This is a genomic window from Streptacidiphilus fuscans (genome assembly GCF_015690355.1).
Classification (GTDB): domain Bacteria; phylum Actinomycetota; class Actinomycetes; order Streptomycetales; family Streptomycetaceae; genus Streptacidiphilus; species Streptacidiphilus fuscans.
The window spans coordinates 144,059-156,040 of record NZ_JADPRT010000004.1 but is presented as its reverse complement, the minus strand read 5'-3'; the positions used below and the strand labels follow the sequence as shown (position 1 = coordinate 156,040).

The window sequence follows — 11,982 nt, the reverse complement described above, 5'->3', positions numbered from 1 at the left end:
CGGCCTGCCGCAACAAGAACGACAGAACCGGGGCAACCGGCACGATCGCCCCGGACTCAACCGGCATTCTTCCGTCCCATCAGGGGCGATGGCCAACGAGCACGCCCGCCCGCGCTGTGGCTTCCGCCACGTTGCGCTCGCCCCGTAAGAACAGAGCGTCAGCCTACCTGCCGTCAGTGACGGGCAGTGCCACGGTCTTGCCTCATGGACGCACAGACGTTCGACCGGCGCTAGCGGTCCCCCCACAGCACATACCTCGGCACCGCCGCGCCCAGCTCGCCGGAGGCGTCCAGCGGTGAGGACTGCAGCAGCGTGCCCGCGACCGAGTACCCGGCCGCCGCGAAGGCGTGTCGGAGCTCCTCGGCCTGAGTGAGGGTGCGCGGGACCGCGACGACGCGTTCCGGACGGCGGGTCAGGCAGGCGCGCAGGATGTCCGCGCCGTGGCGGACCAGGACCACGTCCGGCTCGGGGAGGTCGGCGAGGGCCTCCGGCGCGCTGCCCGGGACGGTCTGCACCTCGATGCCCGCGCGGCGCGCGTTGACGTCGAGGCGGGCGCAGGCGTCCGCGTCGCGGTCGACGGCGATGACCGCCGCGCCGCTGCGGGCCGCTTCGACGGCGACCGCGCCGTCGCCCGCGCCGATGTCCCACAGCAGGTCACCGGGGCGCGGGCCGAGCCGGGCGAGCACCAATGCCCGCACCGGGGCCGGGAGTTCACGCTCGTACCCGGCCTGCTCGGAGGGGAGCGCCCAGCCGCGCGCGGGGCCGGGGAAGTCGACCGGGCGACCGGCGAGCCAGCCGGAGGGCGGCAGCGACTCGGTGCGCGCGGGCCCGCCGACGACCAGCACCACGTTCGGGTCCCGCCACAGGTGGTTGGGGACCCGGTCGGAGGTGAGGACGGTGACGTTCTCCTCGGGCGTGCCGAGCGCCTCGCAGATCACGAAGGTGCGGTGCACGTCACGCAGCATCAGCGCGAGCTCGGAGGGGCCGGCGCCGGGCGCGGTCAGCACCGCGACCTTCGGGTGGGCGCGGCAGATGTTGACCGCGCGGCGCAGTCCCCGGTTGTGGGTGCTGACGATCTGCGCGTCGTCCCACGGCATCCCGGCCCGCGCGAAGGCGGCGGCGACGGCGGAGACGGCCGGCATGACCTCGATCTCCAGCCCGAACTCGGGACGGCGCAGCGTGCGCACCACGCCGAAGAACCCGGGGTCGCCCTCGGCCACCACGACGGCCGCACCTCGGTGCTCGGCGATCCTGCGGGCCACCAGTTCGACGCTGCCCAGCACCATCCGCTCGACGCCCTTGCCGAGGTCGAGCTGTTGCAGCTGGTTGCCGCCCGCGGCCACCAGCGTGGCCGCGTCGAGCGCGGCGCGCGCGGACTGACTGAGCGGCGAGCCGTCCCAGCCGATGACGGTGACGCGGTCAGCCACGGCGGTTCCGCCTCTCCATGCTCTCCGCGAGTCCCCCCAGCCGGCGTCAGCGCGGTCGATGTGTCGGTGTGTCGGTTCTGTGCGGGTTCGGCGTCGACGCGCAGCCCGGGCGTGTCGTCCGGGTCGGGCGTCGCGTGCGTCGGGCGGGCATGCGAACAGCGCGCGACGGCGCGAGCGAGCTCCCGGCGTCCGCGACGGACAGGCTAACGGTTTCGGGGGCGGCGATCACCCCGGGAAAGCTGTGAGCTCCGCCGGGGGCCGAGGAGAGGGACTCAGGACCAGTCGGGTTCGAGGTCGTCCACCGACAGGTCCTCCGGCAGCAGGCTCCAGACGATCAGCTCGGAGCGGGTCTCGCGGTCGGGCGTCGCGTCGGCGCCGCGTACCAGCCAGGAGCTGCGCAGCACGCCCTCGCTGATCGCGCCCAGCTTCTGGGCCACCTGCTGGGCGGAGATGTTGCCGGCGGCGGTGCGGAGCTCCAGCCGCTCGAACTTCTGGTCCTCGAAGAGCCACTGCGCGACCGCGTGGACGATCTCTCCGGCGTAGCCCTCGCCGCGGGCCCAGGGGGCGACCACGACCTGGGCCTCGGTGCTGCGCAGACGCCAGTCGGTGGCGCGGAGCCGGACGGTGCCGATCAGACGCTGGGTCAGGAACTCGACCGCCGCCAGCACCAGTCCCCGGCAGGTGTCGCGCTCGCGGGCGGCGCGGCCGTGGACCCAGGCGTGGGCGTCGGCGGCGGTGTAGGGGTGGGGCACGGTGGTCCACTGGTGGACCAGTTCGTCGTTCATCATCTCGGCCAGAGCCGGGGCGTCCTCGGGCTCGAAGGCGCGCAGCACCAGGCGATCGGTGTTGATGGTGATGTCCGGGAACCCGCACGCGGACCCCGCGGTCTCCGCGGACCCGGACCCGGACGGACCGGTCGCCGTATCGCTGCTGCTCATGGAACGATCATGCTCCAGGGTGGGGGCCGCCGTCACCTGTTTGCCCCGGCGCGCCGAACGGCTCCGGGGCGAACAGGCACTGACGGCTGTGGGAGATCGAGGCTACTCGCTCCGTCAGAAGGCCGGAATCACCGCCCCGCCGAAGGTCTGCTCGATGTACTGCTTGACCTGCGGCGAGTGCAGCAGCTCGGCGAGCTTCTTGACGCGCGGGTCGTTCTGGTTCCCGGCCTTGACGGCGAGGATGTTGGCGTAGGGGTTGCCCTGGGCCTTCTCCAGCAGCAGCGCGTCCTTCGTCGGGCTGAGGTGGGCGTCGAGCGCGTAGTTGCCGTTGATGACGGCCGCGTCGACGTCGCTCAGGGTGCGCGGCAGCTGGGCCGCGTCGATCTCCTGGAACTTGAGGTGCTTCGGGTTGCTCGCGATGTCGTCCGGCGTCGCAGTGATGCCCGCGTCGGGCTTCAGGGTGATCAGGCCGTTGTCGGCGAGCAGCTTGAGGGCGCGGCCCTCGTTGGTGGCGTCGTTCGGCACCGCGATGGTCGCCCCGTCGGCGAGCGCCTTCGCCGACTTCACCTTGTTCGAGTACAGGCCCAGCGGCTCCAGGTGGACGGCCTCGACGGAGACGAGGTCGGTGCCGTGGCTCTTGTTGAAGTCCTGGAGGTACGGCAGGTGCTGGAAGTAGTCCGCGTCGGCGGAGCCGTCCTGCACGGCGAGGTTCGGGGTGACGTAGTCGGTCACCACCTGGACCTGGAGCTTCAGACCGACCTTGGGCGCGAGGTTCTTCGCGATGAAGTCGAGGATCTGCGCGTGCGGCGTCGGCGAGGCGGCGACGATCAACGGCTTGTTCGCGTCCGCGGCCGAGCCGGAGGCGCTGCCGGAGGTCGAACCGGAACCGCAGGCGGCCAGCGAGAGGGCCAGGGCGCCGGTGGCGAGGACGGTGGTGGTGAGCTTCACGGAGGTACGCACGAAAAGTGCCCTTCCTTGGTTGTGCTTGCGGTGCGGGTGGGTCAGCGCGTGGTGCCGGTGGGAACCGGCTCCTGCGCGGGGGTGTCCGTGGCTGTCGCGTCGTCGTCGGACGCCGGGACCACGGAAGTCGTGGGAGTGGTGACGGACCGTCGGAGCGAGCCTCCGAGGGTGAACCGCCGGGAGGTGGTGCCGCGCTTGTGGTCGAGGCTGCGGGCGAGGCCCTCGCCGACCAGCTGGACCAGGGTCACCAGGACGACCAGCTCGGCCGCGATGACCCACATGAAGGTGGTCTCGAAGCGCATGTAGCCGTAGTTGATGGCCAGCGTGCCAAGTCCGCCGCCGCCGACCGTTCCGGCCATGGCCGAGTAGCCGATCAGCGCGATGACGGTGGTGGTCAGCGCCGAGATCAGGCCCGGCAGCGACTCGGGCAACAGCGCCTTGCGGACGACCGTCCAGGTCGAACCGCCCATCGCCTGCACGGCCTCGACCAGCCCGCCGTCCACGTCGCCGACGGCCGTCTCGACCAGCCGGGCGAAGAACGGGATCGCACCGACGGCCAGCGGCACGGTCGCCGCCTGCCATCCCAGCGTGGTGCCGGTCACCCAGCGGGTGAACGGGATGATGGCCACGATCAGGATCACGAACGGCAGCGAGCGGCCGATGTTGACGATCGCTCCGATCAGCTTGTTGGCCGCCGCGTTCTGGAGCAGCCCGCCCCGGCGGGTCAGCACCAGCAGCAGTCCGAGCGGCAGGCCGACCACGACGGTGGCAAGAGTCGCCCAGCCGACCATCCAGAAGGTCTCCTGCGTCGACTGCACCAGCAGCGGCTGCATGTCCGACCAGTTCACGCTGCCACCTCAACCTGCAGGCCCTGCTCACGCAGGTAGCCGATCGGCACGACGTTCTCCTCGAAGCTGCCGGGCAGCGCTACGCGCATCCGGCCGACCTGGCGACCGCCGATCGTCTCGACCGCCGCGCCGACGATGTTGACGTCGACGTTGTAGGTGCGGGCCAGCTGCGAGATGAACGGCTGGACGGCCGCGTCGCCCTGGAAGGTGATGTCGACCAGGGTGCTGCCCTGCAACGGCTCGTCACCGGCGACCGGCGTGCCGCCGCCGAGCGGGAACAGCTCGCGGGCCAGCTCCGAGCCGGGACGGGCGAGCAGCTCGTTCAGCGTGCCGGACTCGACGACCTTGCCCGCCCGCATCAGCGCGGCGGAGTCGCAGACGGACTTGATGACGTCCATCTCATGCGTGATCAGCAGGACGGTCAGGCCCAGCTGTTGGTTGAGCTCGCGCAGCAGCTGGAGGACGGAGCGGGTGGTCTCCGGGTCGAGCGCGGAGGTCGCCTCGTCGGAGAGCAGCACCTTCGGGTCCCCGGCCAGCGCGCGGGCGATGCCGACGCGCTGCTTCTGCCCGCCGGACAGCTGCGCCGGGTAGGCGCGGGCCTTGTCGGCGAGGCCGACCAGGTCGAGCAGCTCGGCCGCCTTGGCGGCGCGCTCGCGCCGGGTCAGCCCGGTCAGCTCCAGCGGCAGCTGGACGTTCTCGGCGACCGTGCGGCGGGCCAGCAGGTTGAAGTGCTGGAAGACCATCCCGATGGAGCGGCGGGTGGCCCGCAGCTCGCTTGCGGAGAGCGAGGTCAGCTCGCGTCCGTCCACCTGGACGCTGCCCGAGGAGGGCCGCTCCAGCAGGTTGACGCAGCGGATGAGGGTGCTCTTCCCGGCGCCGCTGGTACCGACGACGCCGTAGACCTCGCCGGTGCGGACGTGGAGATCGACGCCGTCGAGCGCGACGGTGTCCCGGCCATGGGCACGGTAGACCTTACGCAGGTCAGATGTGGTGATCACAGGTGTTTCCGTGGGTCGGCGCGAGGACGTTCGCACTCGCGCGAGGGCAGCCCGGAGCGTGGCTCTACAGGCAGGAAGGGGACTGAGCGGCAGGGCTCAGCAGCCGAAGCACATTCGACAACACATGCGCGTCATCGCGCGCATGCCACGACCACCTGCCGGCATCGCGCCGGTGAGGAGGAAGGTCGTGTTCGAAGTCATGGACCTAGTTAAGCAGATGATCCCTGGATCATCCAAAACGGATTCTTTGACAAGAAAGAAGTTGTACTTATCCCCTAGGGGCGCGAGGACCACCTGTCGCGGGTGGCTTGTCGCGCCCCTGAGGTGTTGCCGCTAAGCCGTCGCGGCCAAGTTCTGCGCCTCCACGGACTTCTCCAGGCCGACGAAGCTCAGGCGGCTGTTGACCTCCTCCACGTCCACGCGGCGGTAGCCCAGCCGTTGGTACAGCCGCAGGTTGCCCACGCTGCGGTGGCCGGTGGAGAGGCGGAAGGAGCGCGGGCTCGGGTCCTCCGCTGTGAGGAGGGTCTCCATGGCGCGTACCAGGCGGGTGCCGAGGCCGTGGCGCTGCATCCGTGGGTGGACGCAGAGCCGCTCTATCCTGCCGATGCCGTCCGCGTCGACCCAGCCGCGGACCGCGCCCACGACCTCGTCGCCGAGGCGGGCGACCAGCATGTGACGGTTCTTCAGCTCGGCGCGCACGCTCTCCAGGCTCTCCGTCAGCGGGTCGATGGCCCAGTCGCCGTAGAGCTCGGCCTCGCCCTGGTAGCAGAGGTACTGGAGCTTCAGGATCCGCTCGGCGTCGTCCTCGGTGGCGACCGAGGTGGTCACGCTCATGCCCATGTGCGCTTCCTCCCTTTCTCGTGAGCCCGGCCGCGCGGAACTGAGGGGAAGCGACCGGGATGCCCTGACCGGAGGTGTGGTCCGCCCGACGATCATGCGGTGCCACCGGCGAACGTTCCAGAGCCCTTTACCCCGCGGTACTCCGATTGCAACCTGCGCGGTCGCCGGACCTGTTCCCCCGCTGGAGCGGCTTTCCTTGCGACACAGCCGAGTTAGGGCCAGAGTGACACTCCTCACGCCACACTCGAACGGAGCGCCCTGACTGCGGCGCCGCCGAACCGCCTCACCACGTCTTCGGGGGAGCAACGAGCGATGAGCACGAGCACACGCAAGAGCGAGGGCGAGAGCCAGGGCCACAGCACCGGGACCGACTACGACCTCGTCGTCGTCGGCGCCGGGCCGACCGGCCTGCTGCTGGCCGGGGACGTCGCCGCGGCGGGACTGCGCGTGGCGCTGCTGGAGAAGCGGAAGGACGAGTCCAACCTCTCCCGCGCCTTCGCCGTCCACGCGCGGACGCTGGAGCAGCTGGACGCCCGCGGTCTGGCGGAGGAGCTGCTGGAGACCGGGGCTCAGATCGACAACCTGCAGATCTTCGGCAGGCTCAAGGTGGAGATGCGCCAGCTGCCCAGCCGCTTCCCGCTGGTGCTGATCACCCCTCAGTACAACACCGAGGCCGTGCTCCAGCGCCGCGCCCTGGACGCCGGGGTCACCCTGGTGCGCGGAGCGCAGGTCACCGCGCTGCGCCAGGACGCCCTCGGCGTGGAGGTGGACGCCACGGTGGACGGGGACACCGTCACCTTCCGTAGCACGTACGCCGTCGGTACCGACGGCGTCCACAGCACCGTGCGCGAGTTGCTGGGCGTTCCGTACCCGGGCGAGTCCGCGATCCAGTCGGTGATGCTCGCCGACGTCCGGCTCCAGCGGGAGCCGGACAGCCTGCTGAACGTCGGCGCGAGCGAGGACGGCTTCACCTTCATGGCGCCCTACGGGGACGGCTGGTACCGGATCCTCACCTGGGACCGGCACGACCAGCAGCCGGACCGCGCCCCCGTCGACTTCGACCGGCTCTGCCAGGTGACCACCAAGATCCTCGGCGAGGACTTCGGCCCGCACGAGCCGCGCGCGCTCTCCCGGTTCCACAGCGACGAGCGGCAGGCACCGACCTACCGGGTCGGCCGGGTCTTCCTCGCGGGCGACGCGGCGCACTGCCACTCCCCCGCCGGCGGCCAGGGCATGAACACCGGCCTGCAGGACGCCGCCAACCTGGGCTGGAAGCTGGCCGCCGCGTTGCGCGGCTGGGCCAGGCGGGACCTGCTCGACAGCTACCAGGCCGAGCGGCACCCGGTCGGGGCGCACGTCCTGCGCACCTCCGGCGGACTGCTGCGGCTGTCGATCGGTGACGAACCGGCACCCCGGCTGGCGCGCACGCTGATGAAGGGCGTCGGCAGCCGGCTGCGTCCGCTGACCCGACGCGGCGGGCTGGAGATCTCCGGCATCGGCATCTCGTACCGCAAGCAGGCTCCGACCGGCTCCAATCGGTACGTCGGCACGCGCGCCCCCGATCTGGAGCTGTCCCGCGACGCGGAGCCGGACGGCAAGGGCCCGTCGCGGCTCTACGAGGCGCTGCGGGAAGGGAAATTCGTCCTGGTCAGCGGGGACGGTCACGCCCCCGAAGACGGCTGGTCGGACCGGCTGCTGCACGTCACCTCGCCGAGGCTGAGGCGCCGGGTGGTGCTGGTGCGCCCGGACGCGTACGTGGCCTGGGCGGCTGACGGCCCGACGGCGCAGCAGGTGAGCGCGGGCATCGGCGGGTGGCTGGGCGAGCCGGCCGCGGCGGGTGAGCTACAGGGCTGACAGCGGCGCGAGACGCCGTCTCAGGCAACTGAGACAGCGTGAGCGCGTCGGTCCGATGCTGCCGCGCGGCATCCGCAGCCGCGCGGCCAGTTCGCCGTAGTCGGTGGTGGGCTCGTCGAGGAGCGCGCCCACCAGCTCCGCGCACCGGGCAGGCAGCAGCGCGACGGCGGCGCGCACCTCCGCGGCACGCTCCCGCGCGAGGACGCGCGCCTCCGGGCAGGTGGCGCGTCGCGGCAGCCGCAGTCCGGCCGGGACCTCGAACTCAGGGATCGCATACGCACTGTCCATGCCTGGGACAACGGCCTTTGACGCCGCCTCGGCAGCACGCCGGCCCGACCGCCACCCGAACGAGGGCAAACCCACAGGAACGGCTGGGACACTCAGCTGTAATCAAGCGATCAACGGAATGTAACCGAGAGCACGTCGCCCGGTGTACCCGTCGGTAACGGGAGGCGACTAGGATCCTGCGCATCGCGCCCGCGCCAGGCACAGATGACGGAGGAACGGTGTTCTACTGGCTGCTCAAGAAGATCGTGGTCGGCCCCGTGGTCCGCACGGTCTACCGGCCCCGGGTGACCGGGGTCGAGAACATCCCCCTCGACGGCCCCGCGATCATCGCGCCGAACCACCTGTCGTTCTGCGACTCGGTCTTCCTCCCGCTGGCCGCGCCGCGTCAGGTGCACTACGTCGCCAAGGAGGAGTACTTCACCGGCCGCGGCGTCAAGGGCCGACTGATGGCCTCCTTCTTCCGCGGCGTCGGCGCGGTCCCGGTCGACCGCAGCGGTGGCCGCGCCTCCACGGCCGCGATCGACACGGGCATGCGCGAGCTGGCGGCGGGCCGCCTCTTCGGCATCTACCCGGAGGGCACCCGCAGCCCCGACGGCCGCCTCCACCGCGGACGCACCGGCGTCGCCCACCTCGCGCTGGCCAGCGGCGCGCCGGTCATCCCCGTCGGCCTGGTGGCCACAGACGAGGTCCAGGCCAACGGCAGCATGCGCTGGCGCCGGCCGTTCCGGGTCCGCCCGGAGATCCACTTCGGCAAGCCGCTGACGTTCGACCGCTACGAGGGCATGCAGCGCGACCGCTTCGTGCTCCGGGCAGTGACGGACGAGATCGTCTCCGCGATCCTCGACCTCTCCGGTCAGGAGTACGTGGACATCTACGCCACCAAGGCGAAGCTGCTGGCCGCGAAGGCGGCCAAGGCCGCCGAGAGCGAGAGCACTGTCGGCAAGGCGGCCTGACGGTCAGCTGATGCCGGCGAGGTAGCTGCAGCGCCAGAAGCCACCCGGGGCAGATGGTCCTCAATGGACAGGGCCGTCCGCACAGGGTGGCCTCTCGCGCAGTTCCCTGCGCCCCTACAGGTGGCGATGTATGCGACAGCCGTGCCGAGCCGGTCACATGACCGGCCTGGCACGGCTGTCGGGACTGCCGACGCGTCAGCGCTTCGCGTCGAGCCACTCCTGCTGGAGGGTCAGGTTGCTCTTGACCTCGGCGAGTTGGACCGCGACCGCGTCCGGCGCGGTGCCGCCGCGCCCGTTGCGGGCGGCGATCGCGCCGTGGACGGAGAGGACCTCGCGGACGTCCGGGGTCAACTCCGGGCTGATCTCCGCGAACTGTTCGTCCGTCAGGTCCCACAGCTCCATGCCGCGCGGCTCGCAGAACTTCACGCACGCGCCCGCGACCTCGTGCGCCACCCGGAAGGGGACGCCGCGCTTGACCAGCCACTCGGCGATGTCCGTGGCCAGCGAGAACCCGGCCGGGGCCAGCTCCTCCAGGCGCTCCTCGTGGACCGTCAGCGTCGCCATCATCCCGGTGAACGCCGGGAGCAGCACCTTAAGGGTGTCGCAGGAGTCGAAGACCGGCTCCTTGTCCTCCTGGAGGTCCCGGTTGTACGCCAGCGGCAGCGCCTTGAGGGTGGCCAGCAGGCCGGTCAGGTTGCCGATCAGGCGGCCGGACTTGCCCCGGGCCAGCTCCGCGATGTCCGGGTTCTTCTTCTGCGGCATGATCGAGGAGCCCGTGGAGAAGGCGTCGTGCAGCGTGATGAAGCCGAACTCCTTGGTGTTCCAGATGATCACCTCCTCCGCGATGCGGGAGAGGTTGATGCCGATCATCGCCGTGATGAAGGCGAACTCGGCGACATAGTCACGGGACGCCGTCCCGTCGATCGAGTTGCCCGCCGAGCCGCCCTCGAAGCCCAGCTCCGCCGCGACGTACTGCGGGTCGAGGCCGAGCGAGGAGCCCGCCAGCGCGCCCGAGCCGTACGCCGAGACCGACGTCCGCGCGTCCCACTGGCGCAGCCGCTCCGCGTCCCGGCCGAGGGCCTGGACGTGGGCGAGCACGTGGTGGGCGAAGAGGACGGGCTGGGCGTGCTGGAGGTGGGTGCGGCCGGGCATGGCCACGCCCGGGTGGGCCTCGGCGAGGCCGACCAGCGCCTGCTGGAGGTCCAGGATCAGGCCGCCGATGATCCGCGCGTGGTCGCGCAGGTACATCTTGCCGAGCGTGGCGATCTGGTCGTTACGGGACCGGCCCGCGCGCAGCTTGCCGCCGAGCTCGGGGCCGAGCCGCTCCAGCAGGCCGCGCTCCAGCGCGGTGTGCACGTCCTCGTCGGCGACGGTGCCGGTGAAGGCACCCGACTCGACGTCGGCGAGCAGGGCGGTGAGCCCGTCCAGCATCCGGGTCAGCTCGTCGTCGGTGAGCAGCCCGGCCCGGTGCAGGACCTTGGCGTGGGCCCTGGAACCGGCGATGTCGTAGGGCGCGAGCCGCCAGTCGAAGTGCACACTCGCCGAAAGCGCGGCCAGCGCCTCCGACGGGCCGTCGGCGAACCGCGCGCCCCAGAGCCGGACGTCTTCCTTCTCAGCCTTTTCAGCCATCGTGCTCAGCCCTGGAGGTCACGCTTGGCGGCGATCTTCGAGGACATGCCGAAGATCTCGATGAAGCCCTTGGACATCGACTGGTCGAAGGTGTCGCCGGTGTCGTAGGTGGCCAGGTTGAAGTCGTAGAGCGACTCGCCGGACTTGCGGCCGTCGACGACGGCCCGGCCGCCGTGCAGGACCATCCGGATGTCGCCGGTGACGGACTGGTTGGCCTCGTCGACGAAGCCGTCCAGGGCGCGCTTGAGCGGGGAGAACCACAGGCCGTCGTAGACCAGCTCGCTCCAGCGCTGCTCCACCTGCCGCTTGTAGCGGGCCAGTTCGCGCTCGACGGTGACGTTCTCCAGCGCCTGGTGCGCGGTGATCAGCGCGATCGCGCCCGGAGCCTCGTAGATCTCACGGGACTTGATGCCGACGAGGCGGTCCTCGACCATGTCGAGGCGGCCCACGCCCTGGGCGCCGGCCCGCTTGTTGAGCTCCTCGATCGCCTGAAGGACCGTCACCTTCCGTCCGTCGATGGCGACCGGGACGCCCGCCTCGAAGGAGATGACGACGGTGTCGGCCTCGCGCGGCGTCGCCGGGTTCTGGGTGTAGTCGTAGACGTCCTCGATCGGGGCGTTCCAGATGTCCTCCAGGAAGCCCGTCTCGACGGCGCGACCGAAGACGTTCTGGTCGATCGAGTAGGGGGACTTCTTGGTGGTCACGATCGGGAGGTTCTTGGCCTCGGCGAAGGCGATCGCCTTGTCGCGGGTCATCGCGTAGTCGCGGACCGGGGCGATGCAGGTGAGCTCGGGGGCCAGGTTGGAGATGCCGACCTCGAAGCGGACCTGGTCGTTGCCCTTGCCGGTGCAGCCGTGGGCGACCGTGGTGGCGCCGTGCTTCTTGGCGGCGGCGACCAGGTGCTTGACGATCACCGGACGGGAGAGCGCCGAGACGAGCGGGTACTCGCCCTGGTAGAGCGCGTTGGCCTTGATGGCCGGCAGGCAGTACTCGTCGGCGAACTCGTCGCGGGCGTCCGCGACCTCGGCCTCGACGGCGCCGCAGGCGAGGGCGCGCTCGCGGATGACGTTCAGGTCCTCGCCGCCCTGGCCGACGTCGACGGCGACGGCGATCACCTCGGCGCCGGTCTCCTCGGCGATCCAGCCGATGCAGACGGACGTGTCCAGACCGCCCGAGTAGGCAAGTACGACGCGCTCGGTCACGGCTATCTCCAATCACTCACAGGGCAGACGGGGGTATGCATCCGG

The 11,982-nt window shown here is 71.1% G+C and carries 11 protein-coding genes; 2 read left to right on the top strand and 9 right to left on the bottom strand.

What is annotated here, in order from left to right; genetic code table 11:
- Positions 1–230: 230 nt before the first annotated feature.
- The 6 genes from cbiE to I2501_RS11285 form a co-directional block, all read right to left on the bottom strand.
- Complete coding sequence (gene cbiE, locus I2501_RS11310; protein ID WP_196193790.1) at positions 231–1,427, bottom strand: precorrin-6y C5,15-methyltransferase (decarboxylating) subunit CbiE; 1,197 nt, start codon at positions 1,425–1,427, stop codon at positions 231–233.
- A 272-nt stretch (positions 1,428–1,699) separates the two neighbouring features.
- Positions 1,700–2,365 carry a GNAT family N-acetyltransferase gene (locus I2501_RS11305; protein WP_196193789.1) on the bottom strand — a complete coding sequence of 222 codons (666 nt, stop codon included), beginning with the start codon at positions 2,363–2,365 and terminating at the stop codon, positions 1,700–1,702.
- A gap of 114 nt (positions 2,366–2,479) precedes the next feature.
- Positions 2,480–3,325: a MetQ/NlpA family ABC transporter substrate-binding protein gene (locus I2501_RS11300; RefSeq protein WP_196193788.1), complete on the bottom strand. Its 846-nt coding sequence runs from the start codon at positions 3,323–3,325 to the stop codon at positions 2,480–2,482.
- Between the two features lie 41 nt (positions 3,326–3,366).
- Positions 3,367–4,173: a methionine ABC transporter permease gene (locus I2501_RS11295; protein WP_196193787.1), complete on the bottom strand. Its 807-nt coding sequence runs from the start codon at positions 4,171–4,173 to the stop codon at positions 3,367–3,369.
- Positions 4,170–5,171, bottom strand: coding sequence for a methionine ABC transporter ATP-binding protein (locus I2501_RS11290; protein WP_196193786.1), 1,002 nt, complete (start codon positions 5,169–5,171; stop codon positions 4,170–4,172). Before I2501_RS11290 ends, I2501_RS11295 begins: the two co-directional genes overlap by 4 nt.
- Before the next feature lie 333 nt (positions 5,172–5,504).
- Positions 5,505–6,011 (bottom strand): GNAT family N-acetyltransferase, encoded by a 507-nt coding sequence (locus I2501_RS11285; protein ID WP_196193785.1) that lies wholly within the window; start codon positions 6,009–6,011, stop codon positions 5,505–5,507.
- A gap of 312 nt (positions 6,012–6,323) precedes the next feature.
- Between I2501_RS11285 and I2501_RS11280 the strand changes: the two genes are divergently transcribed.
- A complete protein-coding gene (locus tag I2501_RS11280) occupies positions 6,324–7,865 on the top strand; it encodes an FAD-dependent monooxygenase (RefSeq protein WP_196193784.1) in 1,542 nt (513 codons plus the stop codon).
- On the opposite strand, the gene I2501_RS11275 is transcribed toward I2501_RS11280, so the two are convergent.
- On the bottom strand, positions 7,854–8,153 hold the full coding sequence (locus tag I2501_RS11275; protein WP_196193783.1) for a hypothetical protein: 300 nt from the start codon (positions 8,151–8,153) through the stop codon (positions 7,854–7,856). The genes I2501_RS11280 and I2501_RS11275 overlap by 12 nt on opposite strands.
- Before the next feature lie 218 nt (positions 8,154–8,371).
- Here I2501_RS11275 and I2501_RS11270 point away from each other — a divergent pair, with 218 nt between their 5' ends.
- Positions 8,372–9,106, top strand: coding sequence for a lysophospholipid acyltransferase family protein (locus tag I2501_RS11270; protein WP_196193782.1), 735 nt, complete (start codon positions 8,372–8,374; stop codon positions 9,104–9,106).
- A 195-nt stretch (positions 9,107–9,301) separates the two neighbouring features.
- On the opposite strand, the gene argH is transcribed toward I2501_RS11270, so the two are convergent.
- Both argH and I2501_RS11260 read right to left on the bottom strand, forming a co-directional pair.
- Complete coding sequence (argH, locus tag I2501_RS11265; RefSeq protein ID WP_196193781.1) at positions 9,302–10,735, bottom strand: argininosuccinate lyase; 1,434 nt, start codon at positions 10,733–10,735, stop codon at positions 9,302–9,304.
- Between the two features lie 5 nt (positions 10,736–10,740).
- On the bottom strand, positions 10,741–11,937 hold the full coding sequence (locus tag I2501_RS11260; RefSeq protein WP_196193780.1) for an argininosuccinate synthase: 1,197 nt from the start codon (positions 11,935–11,937) through the stop codon (positions 10,741–10,743).
- Positions 11,938–11,982: the final 45 nt, after the last annotated feature.